A 17939-nucleotide genomic window follows, 5' to 3' on the forward strand; every position below is an offset into this window, starting at 1 on the left:
CTGCGGGGGAATTAGTATGAGCGACCTCGATTCCGGAACTGCATCACGCTCCGGTCGTCGCGTCCCAAAGCAAAAAACCAACGGTACGTCAGACCCGGATTCCCGGGCGGAATTGCTGCTCGCTTTGCAGGCAATGCGGAGTGGCGACTTTTCCGTGCGGATGAGCGGCGACTATCTCGGTACAGACGGCAAGATCGCCGACACTTTCAATGAAATCATCGCCGCCAACCAGCGCATGGCGCAGCAGCTCGAACTGGTCGGCCAGGTGGTGGGCCGGGAAGGCAAGACGCGCCAGCGCGTGAAATTCGGCCTCGCCTCCGGCTCCTGGGCCGATATGGAAGGCTCCGTCAACACGCTGATCGAAGATTTGTTGTGGCCGACGCGCGAGGTGACGCGCGCGGTCGCCGCCGTCGCGCAGGGTGACCTGCTCCAGAGCGTCAAGCTCGACGTCGACGGCCGTCCGCTCCGCGGCGAGTTTTTGCAGTCGGCGACCATCGTCAACACCATGATCAAGCAGCTCGGCGTGTACACCTCCGAGGTGACGCGCGTGGCCCGCGAGGTCGGCACCGAAGGCAAGCTCGGCGGCCAGGCCCAGGTGCCGGAAGTGACCGGCGTCTGGAAGGACCTCACCGAGAGCGTCAACTCGATGGCGAACAACCTGACCAACCAGGTTCGCAACATTGCCGAGGTGACGATCGCGGTGGCGAACGGCGACCTGTCCAAGAAGATCACCGTCGACGTCCGCGGCGAGATCCTTCAGCTCAAGGAAGCCATCAACACGATGGTGGACCAGCTCCGCTCCTTCGCCTCCGAAGTGACACGCGTGGCGCGCGAGGTCGGCACCGACGGCAAGCTCGGCGGCCAGGCGATCGTGCCCGGCGTCGCCGGCACCTGGAAGGACCTCACCGATTCCGTCAACGCGATGTGCGGCAACCTGACCGCCCAGGTGCGCAACATCGCAAACGTCACCACCGCCGTGGCGCGCGGGGACCTGTCGCGCAAGATCACGGTGGATGTCCGCGGCGAGATCCTGGAGCTGAAGGACACCATCAACACCATGGTGGACCAGCTCAACTCCTTCGCCTCGGAAGTGACGCGCGTGGCGCGCGAGGTCGGCACGGAAGGAAAGCTCGGCGGCCAGGCCCAGGTGCCCGGTGTAGCCGGCACCTGGAAGGATCTCACCGACAACGTCAACTTCATGGCCTCGAACCTGACCGCGCAGGTCCGCAACATCGCCGACGTCGCCACGGCGATCGCGAGCGGCGACCTCTCGAAGAAGATCACGGTGAACGTGTCGGGCGAAATCCTTCAGTTGAAGGAGACGCTCAACACCATGGTCGACCAGCTCAACGCCTTCGCCGGCGAAGTGACGCGCGTGGCGCGCGAGGTCGGCACCGAGGGCCGGCTCGGCGGCCAGGCCAACGTGCTCGGCGTCGCCGGCACCTGGAAGGACCTCACCGAGAGCGTCAACTCGATGGCTTCGAACCTGACCGCACAGGTCCGCAACATCGCCGAGGTGACGACGGCGGTCGCCGGCGGCGACCTGTCGAAGAAAATCACGGTCGACGTGCGCGGTGAGATTTTGGAGCTGAAGGACACCATCAACACCATGGTGGACCAGCTCAACGCCTTCGCCGGCGAAGTGACGCGCGTCGCGCGCGAGGTCGGCACCGAAGGCAAGCTCGGCGGCCAGGCTGTCGTGCGCGGCGTCGGCGGCACCTGGAAGGATCTCACCGATAGCGTCAACTCGATGGCCTCGAACCTCACCGGCCAGGTCCGCAACATCGCCGAGGTCGCCACCGCGGTCGCCAAAGGCGATTTGTCGAAGAAGATCACGGTGAACGTGTCTGGCGAAATCCTTCAGCTGAAGGAAACGCTGAACACGATGGTGGACCAGCTCAATGCCTTCGCCGGCGAGGTCACGCGCGTCGCGCGTGAGGTCGGCACCGACGGCAAGCTTGGTGGTCAGGCCGGCGTGCCGGGCGTCGCCGGCACCTGGAAGGACTTGACCGACTCCGTGAACTCGATGGCGGGCAACCTCACAGCCCAGGTCCGAAACATCGCCGAAGTGGCAACCGCGATCGCCGGCGGCGACCTGTCGCGCAAGATCACCGTGGACGTGCGCGGTGAGATCCTTCAGCTCAAGGACACGCTGAACACGATGGTCGACCAGCTCAACCGCTTCGCGGGCGAGGTGACGCGCGTGGCGCGCGAGGTCGGCACCGAAGGCCGTCTGGGTGGTCAGGCCAACGTGCCCGGCGTCGCCGGCACCTGGAAGGACCTCACCGACAGCGTGAACTCGATGGCGGGCAACCTCACCGCCCAGGTCCGCAACATCGCCGAAGTGACCACCGCCGTGGCGCGCGGCGACTTGTCGCGCAAGATTACCGTCGACGTGAAGGGCGAAATCCTCGAGCTCAAGAACACCATCAACACGATGGTCGACCAGCTCAACGGCTTTGCCGGCGAAGTGACGCGCGTGGCCCGCGAGGTCGGCACCGAAGGCAAGCTCGGCGGACAGGCCGAAGTGCCCGGCGTCGCCGGCACCTGGAAGGACCTCACCGACAACGTCAACTTCATGGCCTCGAATCTCACGGCCCAGGTCCGCAACATCGCCGAAGTCGCGACCGCGATCGCCGGCGGCGACCTGTCGAAGAAGATCACGGTGGACGTGCGCGGCGAGATCCTGCTGCTCAAGGACACCTTGAACACCATGGTCGAGCAGCTCCGCTCCTTTGCCGCCGAAGTGACGCGCGTCGCGCGCGAGGTCGGCACCGAAGGCCGCCTCGGCGGTCAGGCCGTCGTTCCCGGCGTCGGCGGCACGTGGAAGGACCTGACCGACAACGTCAACCTGCTGGCAGCGAACCTCACGACGCAGGTCCGCAACATCGCCGAGGTCACCACCGCCGTCGCGCGCGGCGACTTGTCGCGAAAGATCACCGTCGACGTGAAGGGCGAAATCCTCGAGCTCAAGAACACCATCAACACCATGGTGGACCAGCTCAACGCCTTTGCCGGCGAGGTGACGCGCGTCGCGCGCGAGGTCGGCACCGAAGGCAAGCTCGGCGGTCAGGCCCAGGTGCCAGGCGTCGCCGGCACCTGGAAGGATCTCACCGACACCGTGAATTTCATGGCGGCGAACCTGACCGAGCAGGTCCGCGGCATCGTCAAGGTGGTAACCGCGGTCGCCAACGGCGATCTCAAGCAGAACCTCACCGTGAAATCGAAGGGCGAGGTCGCCGCGCTTGCCGACACCATCAACAACATGACCGAGACGCTCGCGACCTTCGCCGATCAGGTGACGTCGGTGGCACGCGAGGTCGGCGTCGAGGGCCGCCTCGGCGGCCAGGCCAACGTGCCGGGTGCCGCCGGCACCTGGAAGGACCTCACCGGCAACGTCAACCTGCTCGCGGCCAACCTCACCTCGCAAGTGCGCGCGATCGCCGAGGTCGCGACGGCCGTCACCAAGGGCGACCTGACGCGATCGATCCAGGTCGACGCCCGCGGTGAGGTGGCCGAGCTGAAAGACAACATCAACACGATGATCACGAATCTCCGTCTCACGACGGACGTGAACACCGAACAGGACTGGCTGAAGACCAACCTCGCCAAATTCACCAACATGCTCCAGGGCCAGCGCGACCTCACCACCGTCGGCCGGCTGCTGCTCACCGAGCTGTCGCCGCTGGTGAACGCGCATACCGGCGTGATCTACCAAGTCGAGAGCGAGGACAATCCGCAGCTCCTGCTGCTGGCCTCCTATGCCAGCGACGGCATCTATCCCTATCAGCGCGTGCTGCAGTTCGGCGTGGGCCTGATCGGCCAGTGTGCCCTTGACAAGCGGCCGCGCGTTGTGAGCGACATTCCCTCCGACGTGATGCCGATCAACTCGGCGCTGTTCCGCGTCGCGCCGAAGAACCTCGTCGTGCTGCCTGTGCTGTTCGAGGGCCAGGTAAAGGCCGTGATCGAGCTCGCCTCGCTCGTCTCCTTCACGACCTCGCAGATGACGTTCCTGGAGCAGCTCACCGACTCCATCGGCATCGTGCTCAATTCGATCGAAGCCACGATGCAGACCGAAGGTCTGCTCAAGCAGTCGCAGCAGCTCGCCGGCGAGCTTCAGACCCAGCAGCGCGAATTGCAGCAGACCAACGACCAACTCGAGCAGAAGGCGCAGCAGCTCGCCGAGCGCAACGTCGAGGTCGAACGCAAGAACCAGGAGATCGAGCAGGCCCGCCGCGCCCTGGAGGAAAAGGCGACCGAGCTCGCGCTGACTTCGAAGTACAAGTCCGAATTCCTCGCCAATATGAGTCACGAGCTGCGCACGCCGCTGAACTCGATCCTGATCCTGGGACAGCAGCTCACCGACAATCCAGACGGCAATCTTTCGGCCAAGCAGGTCGAATTCGCTCGCACCATCCACGGCGCCGGCACCGACCTGCTCAATCTGATCAGCGACATTCTGGATTTGTCCAAGATCGAATCCGGCACGGTGACGGTCGATGCCGAGGAAATCCTGACCGCGAACCTGCTCGATACCGTCGGTCGGCCGTTCCGGCACGAGGCGGACAACCGCAATCTGTCGTTCAAGATCGAGGTCGATCCGGCCCTTCCCCGCAGCGTCGTCACCGACTCCAAGCGCCTGCAACAGGTCCTGAAGAACCTGCTCTCCAACGCCTTCAAGTTCACCGCCGAAGGCGAGGTGCGCCTGAAGGTCGTCGGGGCGGTCGGCGGTTGGGGGAGCGATCACCCGGTACTGAACTCGGCGCCGGCCGTGATCGCGTTCGAGGTGTCCGACACCGGCATCGGCATTCCCGTGGAGAAGCAGAAGCTGATCTTCGAGGCGTTCCAGCAGGCCGACGCTGGTACCAGCCGGAAATATGGCGGCACCGGCCTTGGGCTTGCGATCAGCCGCGAGCTGGCAAGCCTGCTCGGCGGCGAGATCCATCTGCGCAGCTCGCCGGGCAAGGGCTCGTGCTTCACGCTTTATCTGCCGCTCAAATATTCCGGCCCGACGCTCGCACCCCGCGCGGCGCCTGCGCCACTGCTACACAACCAGCCGCCGGCGCTGCAGCCGACCGCGCCGGAGCAGCAGCGCGTCGTCGAGCAGCTTCCCGACGACCGGCTCAGCATCGAGCCCGGCGACAGCATCCTGCTGATCGTCGAGGACGACCCGCATTACGCGCGCGTGCTGGTCGATCTCGCGCGAGACAAGGGATTCAAGGTACTGGTCGCCGCCCGCGGCGCGGAGGCGCTGGAGCTTGCCAAGCAGTACCAGCCGCGAGCAGTCTCGCTCGACGTGTTCCTGCCCGACATGCTCGGCTGGACCGTGCTGAGCCAGCTCAAGCACAATCCGCTGACCCGTCACATTCCCGTGCAGATCATCACGCTCGACGAGGACCGCCAGCATGCGCTGGCCCGTGGTGCGTTCTCCTTCGTCAACAAGCCGACGACGACCGAAGGCGTCTCGGCCGCGCTGACGCAGATCAAGGAATATGCACGGCCGCGGCGCAAGCGGCTCCTGATCGTCGAGGACAACGAGGCCGAGCAGCTCTCGATCCGCGAGCTGCTGCACCACGACGACATCGAGATCGTAACGACCGACACGGGGGCAGGCGCGCTCTCGACGCTGCGCGAGGCGCCCTGCGACTGCGTGGTGCTCGACCTGCGGCTGCCCGACATGAGCGGCTTCGAGGTACTGGACCAGATCCGCAACGACGAGGCGCTGTCGAACATTCCGGTGGTGGTGTTCACCGGCCGCGAGCTCTCGGCGGAAGAGGATGCGGAACTCCACACCATGGCGCGCAGCATCGTGGTGAAGGGCGTGGAATCGCCCGAGCGCCTGCTCGACGAGACCGCGCTGTTCCTGCACCGCGTCATCACGGAACTTCCGGTCGAGAAGCAGCGCATGCTGGAGAAGCTGAACAGTTCCGACGAGGACCTGATCGGCAAGACCGCACTGCTCGTCGACGACGACGCCCGCAACATCTTCGCGCTGTCGAGCGTGCTGGAACGGCGCGGCATGAAGGTGCTGACTGCGACGACCGGCAGCGAAGCGGTAACCCTGGTCGAGTCCAACCCGGAGATCGCCATCGTGCTGATGGACATCATGATGCCGCAGATGGATGGCTACCAGACCATTGGCGTCATTCGCGAGAATCCGGCCTTCGCCCGCCTTCCGATCATCGCGCTGACCGCCAAGGCGATGAAGGGCGACCGGGAGAAATGCCTCGAAGCCGGCGCGTCCGACTACCTCGCAAAGCCCGTCAACACCGATCAATTGCTGCTTGCGATCCGCATGTGGCTGCACCGCTGAGTTGGATCCGAGAATGGACCACGAAAAGGTCAACATCCTCCTCGTCGACGACCAGCCGGCCAAGCTGCTCGCCTATGAGGTGATCCTGAAGGAGCTCGGCGAAAACCTCGTGATCGCCTCGTCCGGACGCGAGGCGCTGGAGCTGCTGCTCAAGACCGACATCGCAGTGATCCTGGTCGACGTCTGCATGCCCGAGCTCGACGGCTTCGAGCTTGCCGCAATGATCCGCGAGCATCCGCGCTTCCAGAAGACGGCGATGATCTTCATCTCCGCCATTCAGGTCAGCGACATCGACCGGTTGCGCGGCTACGAGATGGGCGCGGTGGACTACGTGCCGGTGCCGGTCGTGCCGGAGGTGCTGCGCGCCAAGATCAAGGTGTTTGCCGAACTCTACCGCAAGACCCGCGAGCTCGAACGGCTGAACCAGGAGCTCGAGGATCGCGTCCGCGCCCGCACGGCGGAATTGGAGAACTCCACCGCGAGGCTGCGCGAAAGCGAGCAGCGGCGCAGCATGGCGATCGCCGCCGGCAAGATGGGCTCCTGGGATTGGGACTGGATCAGCGGTGACTGGATGTGGGACGAGGGGCAATATCGCATCTTTGGCGTCGGCCCCGAGAGCTTCGAGGTCAACCCGGCCAACGTTCAAGCGCTGTTGCATCCCGATGACGTCGATCAACTGCGCAAGGCGATCGCCGAATTCAACAAGGGCGCGCGCGCCTACGAGACTGAATTCCGCATTATCAGGCCCGACGGTGAGGTGCGCTGGTGCGTCGGCACGGCGGCAGCGACGGTCGACGATAGCAGTCGCGTCGTACGCGTGAGCGGGGTCACCGTGGACATCACCGAACGCAAGCGCGCCGAGGAACGGCAAAACCTGCTGGCGCGGGAAGTCGATCATCGCGCCAAGAATGCGCTGGCACTGGCGCAGTCGATCGTGCGCCTCACCCGTGCCGACGAGGTCAAGGCCTATGTCAACGCCGTCGAGGGACGCATCAATGCGCTGGCGCGCGTGCACACCATCCTGTCGCTGTCGAGCTGGCAGGGCGCCGAGCTCTCCAGGCTGATCGACGAGGAGCTTGCGCCCTATTCGCTCGGCGGCCAGATCATCTTGGCGGGTCCGGAGGTCCAGTTGCTGCCGGCCACGGCCCAGACGCTGGCGCTCGCGCTGCACGAGCTCTTCACCAATTCGGCCAAGTACGGCGCCCTCTCGACCAGGTCGGGACGGCTGACGATCGGCTGGCAGGTGGAGGATCAAGTGCTTACGCTGAGCTGGGAGGAATCCGGCGGTCCGCTCGTCATGCCCCCCAAATCTCGCGGCTTCGGCACCCGGAGCCTGCTTGCGAGCGTCGAGTCCCAGCTCGGTGGACAGGCGCGGTTCGATTGGCGAGCCGAGGGCCTGTTGTGCCGTCTGGAGGTGCCGTTGACACGCAAGATGGCGGCGACGACCACATCCGGTAAATTCGACGACGCCAGCTCCGCCGAATTGCAGCGCGCATCCGGTTAGACCGTTTCCAGCGAAGCGGCGATCGTTTCGCGTCGAGAAAACGGGTCGAGACGAGGCTCGAGAGCTTCCGCTTCGATTCGATCGGAATGGCGAAAGCCCTAAGGCATGATCCGGAAAAGTGCGCAGCGGTTTTCCGAAAAGATCATGCTTAAACAACAGCCTAAAGCGCGATGGCGATTCATCCTGATCGCAGCGCTTTAGGCGGACGCCGCGCTCATCATACGTTGCTCCATCCGCGGTTCGCGCGCGACCCGGCCCTCAAGCCAGGCTTCGGTTCGGGCGAGATCGCGTAGCGCCCTGGCATAGCGGCGAGCCGCGCTTCGTTCCGCGCCGCGGGGCAGCTTGCGGGCCTTGCGCAGAATGTCCGCGGCGGCGTTGCGATAGGCCAGTGAGCGGTACAGAAAGACTACCTTACCCATGTCGAATGTCCCGTTTTGATGGCGCTCATCCTGGCAAGACCGGCATGAACGTCCGATGAAGCCGCTGATGACAATTCCTTCATTTATTTGGAACCGGCGACGGCCGCCTGCGTTTGCATGCCAGTTCGGGATGCACTCCCCATGCGCGCAAGAAAGTCGTCGGACCTGGTCTCTCCTGCCGGCCTCATCAAGCTGATGACGCATACAATGATGGGCGCAGCCCTCGGCCTCGCCTTCAGCCTCGCGCTGATCCTGTGCAATCCCGCCGTCGCCAGCCTGCTCCATCACGGTGGACGTCAGGCCGCGATCGTTTTCGTCCTCACATTGGTGACGACGTTCGCGATCGGCGCGACCCTCACGGGCGTCGTTTTCATCCTCGCCGAGGACAAGCAATCCTGAAGCGTGCCTCATGCAAGGCAGATGCTTTTGTTGGGAACTCCTGCGGCAAATGGCGGTTGGCTGCCTGCGTCAAATTAGCTCAGGGAGTCTCTCGCATGACAACGACCAAATTTGCTCTCACCGTAATGTTGGCAACCGGCCTCGCCGCCGCACCGCTCGCCGCCCAGGCCAAGTCACACAAGGCGAAACACGGATCCTCGATGTCGTCATCGCAGACCACCGGCGCCAACACCAAATCGTCGAAGGGCGCGGACCCGTCCGGCCAGGGCGGCTCCGGTCCCGGCTCGGACCAGGGCGGCACCATGACGAACAAGAGCAGCAAGGGCATCAGCAATACCAAGTGAGTCAGGCGCCCACTCAATCAAAAGCCCCGCGGCGACGCGGGGCTTTTTCTTTGCGGTAGAGCTGCTGCCACTCAGGCGGCGCTGCGCTGCAGATGACGTCCCTCCTTCACCTCTTCGATGATCTTTGCGCTGAACGCCTCCAAGTCGCCGGGATTGCGCGAGGTGATGATGCCCTGGTCCACCACGACCTCCGAGTCCTCCCAGCTCGCCCCGGCATTGATGACGTCGGTCTTGACCGATTTGTATGACGTCATCTTGCGACCCTTGGCGATGCCCGTCTCGATCAGGAGCCATGGCGCGTGGCATACGGCGGCAACGATCTTCTTCGCATTGAAGATGTCCTTGATGAACGACAATGCCTTGGGCTCGACGCGAAGAAGGTCGGGATTGATCTGTCCGCCTGGTAACACCAAGGCGTCGTAGTCGCTGCTGGAAGCCTGATCGAGCGTCTTGTCGACCGTCACCGGCCGGCCCCAATCCTTCTTGTCCCAGCCTTTGATCTCGCCGGCCGCTGGCGAGATCACGTGAACCGTTGCGCCGGCCTGCTTCAGACGGTCGCGCGGCACTTCCAGTTCCGACTGCTCGAAGCCGTTCGTTGCGAGAATGGCAATGGTCTTGCCTTTGAGGTCCATGGAACGCTCCATCGATGTGGGAGGAGTCCGGTCAATCGGCCGTCCCCGCTTCCGTTCCGCAATCCAGTCGGCTGCTCACGGGGATGTGCAGCACGCCTCATCGGCTGCAGGAACATTCACGTAGCCAAATCGCGGGCGGCATCGGTGCCTCCAGCGTGTCGCTCGCAGGCGCGCTTAGCTGCGCCGGATGCCGGGAGTATCGGGCTCGCTGCCCGCGGAATTCATCTTCACGAGATGATCGAGCTGCGCCCGCTTGCGTCCGATTAGAAGCTGGGCCGCAGCATCATCGAGACCCGCGCGCTGCAATTGCCGGATGGCAGAGCCCAATTCGAGAATCTCGGCGCGCAACCTCAAGATCCGGTAAGCGTCCGGGCCTTCCTCCATGGCGCCTCCTCAAAGCTTTCAGCGCCGTGCGTTCGCGCGCTCGGGATTGCCGACTGTCTTCACGAGCGAAGGCGCATCCGGCCGCGGACGTCAGGCAGCACGTCGACGCCGCCGGCAGCCTTCCATTCGCCGACCAATAGATTGATCCTCCGGCGCAAATCCATCTGCGCCAGGGCCTGCTGGGTGCAATCGCGATCGCCGTTGATGCGATCGCGGACGACGGCCTCGAAATCGGCCATCTCCAGCCTCAAGGCACTGATTTTGCGTCGAATTTCATTAATTCTATTGTCCATGGCTTGTTAGAACAAAATAAGAACATATAGTCAAGCCAGGATTCAGCACGGAGAAGCCAGATGCAGGTTCAAGGTAAATACGACGCCAGGGTCTTCCTCACCGAGCAGATGACCCGGGCACAGGGGCTGAGGCTGAAGCGGCTGAGCAATGAGGCTTATCAGCCTGCACAATATGCGCGCGATCTGTCCTTCACCGAGGCCGCGCGGCGCATCCAGCTGCTGGAAGCGGAGATCGAGCTGGCAAATTCCTTTTAGACTGCGCATGCGCCCGGAATGTCGGGTGCACAGCTTTCGGAACCATGGCTGGGCCGAACGGTTCTCCTCGGCCAAGGGAGAACATGCATGGCACGGAAGGCAAAGAAGCGCCGCTACTCGCGCAGCGCCGGCAGCGATGTCGAAAGCGAGATGAAGCGCTACAAGAAGGGCACGGCAAAGAGCGGTCGCAAAGGTCGTGGCGGACGCGTGAAGAGTCGCAAGCAGGCGATCGCGATCGGACTGTCGAAGGCGCGCAAGAAGGGCAAGAAGGTCCCGAAGAAGGCCTCGAAGAAGAAAGCGTCCAAGAAGACGACGACGAGGAAGAGTACGACCAAGAAGACCGCGAAGAAGAAATCGTCGAAGCGCAAATCCAGCAAGCGTTGAGGCTGACCTGTCTCAGATCATGCTGCCCGGCATGAAGCAGCGGATCGAAACCCCAAAGGCTGTCTTCACCGGCCACACCATGGTACGGCCGGCGCGGTTCGGCTCGGTGATGACGGCTGCATCAGGCACTTCGACCCACTCCCCGTCGAGACGCACGCGATAATGCCCGTTGTGCGACTCCCAGTCGGGATCGGCGACGGCAAAGCCATCGGCGTCCGAGCAGCACGGTCCGAGGTGGCTGCGCAGGCTGTCGAACCATGGCTTGAGGGGTGAGTCCGCGTAGCGGCCGTCATCACGACCGAGCGCGTTTCCGCCCCAGAGCACGAACGGGGCCGCGAGCAGCGCCCCTGTCAGCGAGAGCTTCAATCGATCCATGTCGGCACCGATCAAATCCGAACCACCGGCCAGTTCCACAAAGCGGCCGATGGTTCGAAGTTCCACGCCTGCAACCCGGTCCTCGGCGGCATCGTTGCCGCAACAGAGTTGCACAGGCGAACTGTGCGGGGCGAACACGGCTTTTTCGTATGAACCGGGTCACCATCCCTGCCGCTAACGAGAATGTTATCGACGACCCTCCTTGCATTCTGAAGGCCAACGGAAAGGCGGCCGAGGGCCGCCTTTTTTGATCTTGGCCGATCGATGTTCGCCTCAGGCGAGTGGCACCGCCACGAACTTCGTCGCCTCCGCGCTTTTGACCTGCAACAGCACGCTCCGCTTGCCGGACGATTTGGCCTGCGCCAGCTCCGAGCGGACCTCGCCGACATTGGCGACGGCCTTGCCGCCGACGTCGAGGATGACGTCGCCGGTCTGGATGCCGCGCTGTGCCGCCGGCCCTTGCGGATCGACTTCGGTGACGACAACACCCTTCTGGCCTGCGCCCTGGACGTCACCCGCCGGAGCCAGGCTGAGCCCGAGACGCGGTGTGCCGGCGTTCGGCTGCCCCTTGCCCTCGTCCGCACTGCCATTTCCCTGGGCCTGCCGCCCGTTCGGCAACTCGCCGAGTGCGAGCGTCAGCGTCGTGGCCCCACCCTTGTGGAAGACGTCGAGCCTCACCGAGCTGCCGGGGGCCAGGGTCGCGATGATACGGGCGAGGTCGCGGGAGCCCTTGATCGCGGTGCCGTTCACGGCGGTGATGACGTCACCCGCTTCGATGCCGGCCTTGGCCGCCGGGCTGCCGTCCTGCGGACTGTCGACGATGGCGCCGCGCGCCTCCTTCAGGCCGAGGCTGTCGGCAATCTCGGCGGTGACCGGCTGCACCTGCACGCCGAGCCAGCCGCGGGTGACCGCGCCCTTATCCTTCAGCTGCGCGACGACGAGTTTTGCGGTCGAGGCCGGAATGTCGAAGCCGATGCCGACCGAGCCGCCGGAGGGCGAGAAGATCGCGGTGTTCACACCGATCACGTTGCCGTTCATGTCGAAGGCCGGGCCGCCGGAATTGCCCTTGTTGATGGGCGCGTCGATCTGGATGAAATCGTCATAAGGACCATTGCCGATGTCGCGGCCGCTGGCCGAGACGATGCCGGCGGTCACGGTGCCGCCGAGACCGAAGGGATTGCCGACCGCGACCACCCAGTCGCCGACGCGCGGCTTCTGGTCGGCGAATTTGACGAACGGAAAGTCCTTCTTGCCATCGACCTTGATCAGCGCGAGATCGGTCTTCGGATCGGTGCCGACGACCTTGGCGGTGTAGCTCGTGCCGTCATCCATCGTCACCTGCACCGAGGTGGCATGGTCGACGACGTGGTTGTTGGTCACGGCATAGCCGTCGGCGGAGATGAAGAAGCCGGAGCCTTCGCCCGTGACCATCTGATGGCGCTGGCGCGGCATGCCATTCATGCCGCCTGGGCCACGGAAGCCGAACTGGGGTGAGAACTGATCGAACGGAGCGTCCTCGTCCGAATCCATCCGGTTCTGTTGCAGCATGGCGCTCTTGTCGTTGTCCTGGTCGATCCTGACCCGCACGGAGATGACGGCGGGCTTGACCTTGCTGACGAGGTCACCAAAACCCGGCGGCGTCGTCGCGGATTCCGCGGCCTGGGCCGGGGCAATGAGGGCGTTCGGACCGAACGGCGAAGAGCCGGGAGCAGCCGCCAGCACGGCCGAGCCGAGCGCGGCCACGGTACCGAGCAGCGCGAGCCGGCGCGGCCTCAAGATCTTGTGGGACGTCGTGGTGTCGGAATTGACGCGATCGTTCATGTCGAGATGTCCGTGTTGGAAGCTGTCGCCTTGCAGCCAACATGGACATCGTCACCTTACGGCGTCCCGTCCGTCCGGTTAAATCTTGGCAAAGAATGTGCGACGGCCGACGAGGGCCTCGATCTCCTGGTGATCGGCAACTACGCCATTCGCGATGGCAGGAGCGCGTTTCTCGGCGGCATCACCCGGTCAAGCTGGAAGCCATGACGGTCCCGACGCGATGTCGCATTGAGCCGAGCCGGCCCGGCGCCGTCACGCCGCGACCGGGGTCTCCCACGTCGCGGGCGCTGCGGCGCCCTCGTCGTGTTGCCCATTGCACGCATCGAAATGCGCCTTGAGCTCGACCTCGGCGAGGTATTCAAAATGTTCAGCCTGGCCAAGGAGTTCCCAGTTCTGAAGCGGCCGGTAGGCCGCCTGCTGGCGACAGAGGGACGCCAGCGCCCGGTAGCGACGTACGTTCTCCATGAGACCCTCCCTCGCATTTGCAAAGCTTATTGCCCCGATTTGCGTCAGGCTGATGGCGGTTGTGCAAAAGATTTGCTGCGCCCACAACGCGCCTCGTCTCGGCTCTGTTATTAGCAAATGTATGTCCGAGCCAAAGTTCCAAACAAGTATCGACTGACGCTCGGACCTCCCGCACCAAGGCACGCTGCGCTTCCGTCTCCACCCCTTCGGCAATGACCGGGATTTCAGCGCGTGCGCAAGGCTCAGGACCATGCGGACAATCTCGGCCGATGGCGGCGTCGCCTCGAGATTGGAGATGAAACTGCGATCGATCTTGATCTTGTCGGACGGAAACGACTGCAGATAGGACAGCGAGGAATAACCGGTGCCGAACTCGTCCATCGCGATGCGGATACCGAGCGCCTTCAGCCGCCGCAGCAGATTGAGCGCGCCGGTGAAATCGCCCATCGGCACACCCTCGGTGATCTCGATCTCGAGCCGCGTCGGGGTATGCCCTGTCTCTAGCAGGATCTGGTGGATCGAACCTTCGAGGTCGCTGGAATGGAACTGGACCGGCGACAGATTGACCGCCACCTGCAACGGCCGTGGCCACGACCCCGCCTCGCGGCACACTTCGCGTAAGACCCATTGACCGATCTGGACGATCAGCCCGTTCTCCTCGGCCAGCGGAATGAACTGGTCCGGCGGCACGAAGCCCGGCGCAGCAAATCCGGCTGTATCCCGTAGCCTACGGGATGAGCGCAGTCTGCAATTTTGGAACTCTGCCGGCCTCCGCGGCGGTGCGAATGGCCGCGATGCTGTTGGCGTAGGCCGCCTTGCTCTTGCCGCGAAACACTGCGGATCCCGCTACCAGCGTATCGGCGCCTGCCGCTGCCACCGCAGCGGCATTGTCGGGCGTGACACCGCCGTCGACCTCGAGCCGGATCGGCCGGTCGCCGATCATGACTTTGATCCGTTCGATTTTCTCGAGCTGGGATTCGAGGAAGGACTGGCCGCCAAATCCTGGATTGACTGTCATCACCAGCACAAGATCGACGCGATCGAGCACATAGGTGATCGCGCTCTCGGCAGTGGCCGGACACAGGCTGACGCCGGCCTTCTTGCCGAGCGCACGGATCGCCTGGATTGAGCGGTCGAGATGCGGGCCGGCTTCGGCATGCACCGTGATGATATCAGCTCCGGCCTTCGCGAACGCTTCGAGATATGGATCGACAGGCGCGATCATGAGATGCACGTCCAGGATCTTCTTCGTCACCGGCCGGATCGCCTTGATGACATCGGCGCCGAAGCTGATGTTCGGCACGAAGTGCCCGTCCATGACGTCGCAATGAATCCAGTCGGCGCCGGCCGCGTCGATTGCCGCGATCTCCTCGCCGAGGCGGGCGAAATCCGCCGCGAGAATTGAGGGAGCGATTACGATCTCTCTGGTCATGGCTTTGCACCCCCCGCATCGGCGCCGCCGCTGAAGACGCGGCTCGCCAGGACGTCCATGGGGTCGATGGTTTCGAGGTCGACGACATCGAGTATGCGGTCGAGATCGGACACCAGGCGATCGGCCTGCCGCAGCCGGATGCGGTCGACGGCGTTGCGGATCGAGCGCGCATTCGAGAAGAACGGCTGCGTCCGGCGCAGCGCGATGTATCTCTCGAACGCCTCGCGCGCCGCCGCCGAGAAGCGATAGCCGCGCTCCTTCAGCATCAACTCGGCGATGACGAGCAGCTCGGCTTCGGCATAATCAGGAAATTCGATGTGATGCGCGATGCGCGAACGGAAGCCGGGATTGGAGGCGAAGAATTTCGTCATCCGCTCGCCATAGCCGGCAAGGATTACGACCAGATCTTCGCGCTGGTTCTCCATGACCTGAAGCAGAATCTCGATCGCCTCCTGGCCGTAGTCGCGCTCGTTGTCCGGCCGGTGCAGATAATAGGCCTCGTCGATGAACAGCACGCCGCCCATCGCCTTCTTCAGGATCTCCTTCGTCTTCGGCGCGGTGTGGCCGATATATTGGCCGACGAGATCGTCGCGCGTGACTGAGATCACCTGCCCGCGCCGCACGAAGCCGAGACCGTGCAGGATCTTGGCCATGCGCAGCGCGACGGTGGTCTTGCCGGTGCCGGGATTGCCGGTGAACGACATGTGCAACGTCGTCGGCGCGGAGGCCAGGCCCGCGCGCTGCCGGATACGTTCGATCAGCAAGAGCGAGGCGATCTGGCGCACGCGGTCCTTCACGGGCTTCAATCCGATCAGCTCCTGCTCGAGCTGGTGCAGCGTGCCGGTGATGCCGGCCTCTTCGGCCTCCTTGCGGAGATCGAAATTGGTCTCGCCGGGCTCAGTTGTCTTTGCGTGGGGAACGTCCAGCATGGCTACCCTCGAAGAAAAGAGCTTCGCCGCCTGGGAGCGGCGAAGCAGTGGTCCGCCAAGGAAACGGAGCAGGGAGTGCTCCGCGCGGAGGAGGATGACTTAGGTTGACGCGTGCGCGGCCGGCCGGCGCGCGGTGGTGTAACGGATCGCACGGCCGCCGACTTCCTGCCGCACCAGCTCGAACTCGGCCTCTTGCGGCGGCCGGTTGACGAGGAAGGAGATCCGCACGGATTCCCAGCCATGGCTGGAGTCGAAGCCGCTGAGGCGGATGTAACGGTCGCCATACACTCTGCGGCATTCGGCGAGCTCCATCATCACGCCGGCGGCGTCCTGGAGATCGAACATCGGCAGGCCCCACATCTCCCAATAGGTGTTGCGGGGATGTGGATCGTCGGTGAACTCGATGTTCACGGCCCAACCGTTGGTCAGGCAATACTGCACCTGCTTGGTGATCTGATCGTCGGTCAGATCGGGCAGGAACGAGAAGCAGCCTTGGGTCAGCTTCATGTCAAATCTCCTCAAACGGTTTCGAGCGCGGTCGGCACGAAGTCCGGCGTGTCGGTGGATTCATAGTTGAAGCTCACGTCCTTCCAGACCTCGAGCGCAGCTTTCAGCGGCGTGCAGGTCTCGGCCGCCCGGGCCAGGATCTCCGGACCTTCATGGACGTAATCGCGGCCCTCGTTGCGGGCGAGGATCATCGCTTCTAGCGCCACGCGGTTGGCGATCGCGCCGGCCGCAATGCCCATGGGGTGGCCGATGGTGCCTCCGCCGAACTGCAGGACGACGTCTTCGCCCAGGAGGTCGAGCAGCTGGTGCATCTGGCCGGCATGGATGCCGCCGGAGGCCACCGGCATCATCTTGTTGAGGCTCGCCCAGGACTGGTCGAAGAACAGGCCATGTTCGAGCTTGGCCGGATTGAAGTCCTCCCGGCAGACGTCGTAATAACCGCGCGTGGTATTCGGGTCGCCTTCCAGCTTGCCGACCACCGTGCCGGCATGGATGTGGTCGACGCCAGCAAGGCGCATCCACTTGGCAATGACGCGGAACGACACGCCATGGCTCTTCTGCCGCGTATAGGTCGAGTGGCCGGCGCGATGCAGATGTAGGATCATGTCGTTGCGCCGCGCCCATTTGGCCATCGACTGGATCGCGGTGTAGCCGATCACGAGGTCGATCATGACGATGCACGACCCGAGCTCCTTGGCGAACTCGGCACGCTCGTACATGTCCTCCGTCGTGCCCGCGGTGATGTTCAGGTACGTGCCCTTCACCTCACCGGAAGCGGCCTGCGCGCGGTTCACGGCTTCCATGCAGTACAGGAAACGATCCCGCCAGTGCATGAAGGGCTGCGAGTTGATGTTCTCGTCGTCCTTGGTGAAATCGAGCCCGCCCTTCAGCGCCTCATAGACCACGCGGCCATAGTTGCGGCCCGAAAGCCCGAGCTTCGGCTTCACCGTCGCACCGAGCAGCGGCCGGCCGAACTTGTCCAGCCGCTCGCGCTCGACCACGATGCCGGTCGCCGGCCCCTGGAACGTCTTCACATAGGCGACGGGGAAGCGCATGTCTTCGAGACGCAAAGCCTTGAGCGGCTTGAAGCCGAACACGTTGCCGATGATCGAGGCCGAGAGGTTGGCGATCGAGCCCGGCTCGAACAGATCGAGGTCATAGGCGATGTAGGCGAAGTACGAGCCCGGAGTGCCCGGGACCGGATCAACGCGGTAGCATTTTGCGCGGTATTTTTCCGCCGCGGTCAGCCGATCGGTCCACACCACAGTCCAGGTCGCGGTCGAGGATTCACCGGCGACTGCTGCCGACGCCTCGATCGGATCGACACCTTCCTGCGGCGTGACGCGAAACAGCGCGATCACGTCTGTGTCCTTTGGCGTGTAGTCGGGCTCCCAATAGCCCATGCGCTTGTATTCCATCACACCGGAGCGATAGCGCTCCTTGCCGCGGACTGTGCCTGCATGTGCGTTCATGGCTCTCTCCT

At 64.0% G+C, this 17939-nt stretch carries 16 protein-coding genes and 1 pseudogene; 6 read left to right on the forward strand and 11 right to left on the reverse strand.

Translation table 11 applies throughout. The features are described 5' to 3' along the window. Positions 1-16: 16 nt before the first annotated feature. Positions 17-6313 carry a HAMP domain-containing protein gene (locus IVB28_RS24695; protein ID WP_247529654.1) on the forward strand — a complete coding sequence of 2099 codons (6297 nt, stop codon included), beginning with the start codon at positions 17-19 and terminating at the stop codon, positions 6311-6313. Positions 6314-6326: 13 nt separating this feature from the next. Beyond that, positions 6327-7817 carry an HWE histidine kinase domain-containing protein gene (locus tag IVB28_RS24700; protein WP_247529656.1) on the forward strand — a complete coding sequence of 497 codons (1491 nt, stop codon included), beginning with the start codon at positions 6327-6329 and terminating at the stop codon, positions 7815-7817. Positions 7818-8014: 197 nt separating this feature from the next. Here the strand turns inward: IVB28_RS24700 and IVB28_RS24705 are convergent, their stop codons facing one another. Then, entirely contained in the window at positions 8015-8236 is a 222-nt protein-coding gene (locus tag IVB28_RS24705) for a hypothetical protein (protein ID WP_247529658.1), read from the reverse strand. A gap of 141 nt (positions 8237-8377) precedes the next feature. On the opposite strand from IVB28_RS24705, the gene IVB28_RS24710 reads away from it, so the two are divergent. Then, positions 8378-8635, forward strand: coding sequence for a hypothetical protein (locus IVB28_RS24710; protein ID WP_247529660.1), 258 nt, complete (start codon positions 8378-8380; stop codon positions 8633-8635). A gap of 95 nt (positions 8636-8730) precedes the next feature. Continuing rightward, the gene (locus IVB28_RS24715) at positions 8731-8979 is read left to right on the forward strand and encodes a hypothetical protein (RefSeq protein ID WP_247529662.1); all 249 of its coding nucleotides are present in this window, start codon (positions 8731-8733) and stop codon (positions 8977-8979) included. 71 nt (positions 8980-9050) lie between these two features. On the opposite strand, the gene IVB28_RS24720 is transcribed toward IVB28_RS24715, so the two are convergent. From IVB28_RS24720 to IVB28_RS24730, 3 genes are all read right to left on the reverse strand, one after another. After that, positions 9051-9611 (reverse strand): type 1 glutamine amidotransferase domain-containing protein, encoded by a 561-nt coding sequence (locus IVB28_RS24720; protein ID WP_247529663.1) that lies wholly within the window; start codon positions 9609-9611, stop codon positions 9051-9053. Positions 9612-9785: 174 nt separating this feature from the next. After that, on the reverse strand, positions 9786-9995 hold the full coding sequence (locus IVB28_RS24725; RefSeq protein ID WP_247529664.1) for a hypothetical protein: 210 nt from the start codon (positions 9993-9995) through the stop codon (positions 9786-9788). Positions 9996-10054: 59 nt separating this feature from the next. Continuing rightward, a complete protein-coding gene (locus IVB28_RS24730) occupies positions 10055-10234 on the reverse strand; it encodes a hypothetical protein (RefSeq protein ID WP_247529665.1) in 180 nt (59 codons plus the stop codon). A gap of 114 nt (positions 10235-10348) precedes the next feature. Between IVB28_RS24730 and IVB28_RS24735 the strand changes: the two genes are divergently transcribed. Together IVB28_RS24735 and IVB28_RS24740 are read left to right on the forward strand one after the other, a co-directional pair. Continuing rightward, positions 10349-10543, forward strand: coding sequence for a DUF3072 domain-containing protein (locus IVB28_RS24735; protein WP_247529666.1), 195 nt, complete (start codon positions 10349-10351; stop codon positions 10541-10543). Between the two features lie 87 nt (positions 10544-10630). After that, positions 10631-10927, forward strand: coding sequence for a DUF6496 domain-containing protein (locus tag IVB28_RS24740; protein ID WP_247529667.1), 297 nt, complete (start codon positions 10631-10633; stop codon positions 10925-10927). Between the two features lie 12 nt (positions 10928-10939). Here IVB28_RS24740 and IVB28_RS24745 read toward each other — a convergent pair whose 3' ends face one another. From IVB28_RS24745 to IVB28_RS24775, 7 genes and pseudogenes are all read right to left on the reverse strand, one after another. Beyond that, a complete protein-coding gene (locus IVB28_RS24745) occupies positions 10940-11302 on the reverse strand; it encodes a hypothetical protein (RefSeq protein ID WP_247530163.1) in 363 nt (120 codons plus the stop codon). A gap of 273 nt (positions 11303-11575) precedes the next feature. Further along, positions 11576-13123, reverse strand: a complete 1548-nt coding sequence (locus IVB28_RS24750; protein ID WP_247529668.1) for a Do family serine endopeptidase — start codon at positions 13121-13123, stop codon at positions 11576-11578. Between the two features lie 637 nt (positions 13124-13760). After that, a pseudogene (locus tag IVB28_RS24755) lies at positions 13761-14284 on the reverse strand (EAL domain-containing protein); the annotation flags it as partial. A 31-nt stretch (positions 14285-14315) separates the two neighbouring features. Beyond that, positions 14316-15020 carry a ribulose-phosphate 3-epimerase gene (gene rpe / locus IVB28_RS24760; RefSeq protein ID WP_247529669.1) on the reverse strand — a complete coding sequence of 235 codons (705 nt, stop codon included), beginning with the start codon at positions 15018-15020 and terminating at the stop codon, positions 14316-14318. Then, complete coding sequence (cbbX, locus tag IVB28_RS24765) at positions 15017-15949, reverse strand: CbbX protein (RefSeq protein WP_247529670.1); 933 nt, start codon at positions 15947-15949, stop codon at positions 15017-15019. The genes rpe and cbbX overlap by 4 nt, the downstream gene beginning before the upstream one ends. Positions 15950-16048: 99 nt before the next feature. Continuing rightward, on the reverse strand, positions 16049-16456 hold the full coding sequence (locus IVB28_RS24770) for a ribulose bisphosphate carboxylase small subunit (RefSeq protein ID WP_247529671.1): 408 nt from the start codon (positions 16454-16456) through the stop codon (positions 16049-16051). An 11-nt stretch (positions 16457-16467) separates the two neighbouring features. Continuing rightward, positions 16468-17928 (reverse strand): form I ribulose bisphosphate carboxylase large subunit, encoded by a 1461-nt coding sequence (locus tag IVB28_RS24775; protein ID WP_247529672.1) that lies wholly within the window; start codon positions 17926-17928, stop codon positions 16468-16470. Between the last annotated feature and the right edge of the window lie 11 nt (positions 17929-17939).

It is taken from the genome of Bradyrhizobium sp. 199 (assembly GCF_023073355.1).
In the GTDB taxonomy this organism is placed as follows: domain Bacteria; phylum Pseudomonadota; class Alphaproteobacteria; order Rhizobiales; family Xanthobacteraceae; genus Bradyrhizobium.

What these genes read in the sequence shown, in the direction of transcription:
- IVB28_RS24695 (WP_247529654.1), top strand. Translation starts at nt 17, where the DNA reads ATGAGCGACCTCGATTCCGGAACTGCATCACGCTCCGGTCGTCGCGTC.
- IVB28_RS24700 (WP_247529656.1), top strand. Translation starts at nt 6,327, where the DNA reads ATGGACCACGAAAAGGTCAACATCCTCCTCGTCGACGACCAGCCGGCC.
- IVB28_RS24705 (WP_247529658.1), bottom strand. Translation starts at nt 8,236, where the DNA reads ATGGGTAAGGTAGTCTTTCTGTACCGCTCACTGGCCTATCGCAACGCC.
- IVB28_RS24710 (WP_247529660.1), top strand. Translation starts at nt 8,378, where the DNA reads ATGCGCGCAAGAAAGTCGTCGGACCTGGTCTCTCCTGCCGGCCTCATC.
- IVB28_RS24715 (WP_247529662.1), top strand. Translation starts at nt 8,731, where the DNA reads ATGACAACGACCAAATTTGCTCTCACCGTAATGTTGGCAACCGGCCTC.
- IVB28_RS24720 (WP_247529663.1), bottom strand. Translation starts at nt 9,611, where the DNA reads ATGGACCTCAAAGGCAAGACCATTGCCATTCTCGCAACGAACGGCTTC.
- IVB28_RS24725 (WP_247529664.1), bottom strand. Translation starts at nt 9,995, where the DNA reads ATGGAGGAAGGCCCGGACGCTTACCGGATCTTGAGGTTGCGCGCCGAG.
- IVB28_RS24730 (WP_247529665.1), bottom strand. Translation starts at nt 10,234, where the DNA reads ATGGCCGATTTCGAGGCCGTCGTCCGCGATCGCATCAACGGCGATCGC.
- IVB28_RS24735 (WP_247529666.1), top strand. Translation starts at nt 10,349, where the DNA reads ATGCAGGTTCAAGGTAAATACGACGCCAGGGTCTTCCTCACCGAGCAG.
- IVB28_RS24740 (WP_247529667.1), top strand. Translation starts at nt 10,631, where the DNA reads ATGGCACGGAAGGCAAAGAAGCGCCGCTACTCGCGCAGCGCCGGCAGC.
- IVB28_RS24745 (WP_247530163.1), bottom strand. Translation starts at nt 11,302, where the DNA reads ATGGATCGATTGAAGCTCTCGCTGACAGGGGCGCTGCTCGCGGCCCCG.
- IVB28_RS24750 (WP_247529668.1), bottom strand. Translation starts at nt 13,123, where the DNA reads ATGAACGATCGCGTCAATTCCGACACCACGACGTCCCACAAGATCTTG.
- rpe (WP_247529669.1), bottom strand. Translation starts at nt 15,020, where the DNA reads ATGACCAGAGAGATCGTAATCGCTCCCTCAATTCTCGCGGCGGATTTC.
- cbbX (WP_247529670.1), bottom strand. Translation starts at nt 15,949, where the DNA reads ATGCTGGACGTTCCCCACGCAAAGACAACTGAGCCCGGCGAGACCAAT.
- IVB28_RS24770 (WP_247529671.1), bottom strand. Translation starts at nt 16,456, where the DNA reads ATGAAGCTGACCCAAGGCTGCTTCTCGTTCCTGCCCGATCTGACCGAC.
- IVB28_RS24775 (WP_247529672.1), bottom strand. Translation starts at nt 17,928, where the DNA reads ATGAACGCACATGCAGGCACAGTCCGCGGCAAGGAGCGCTATCGCTCC.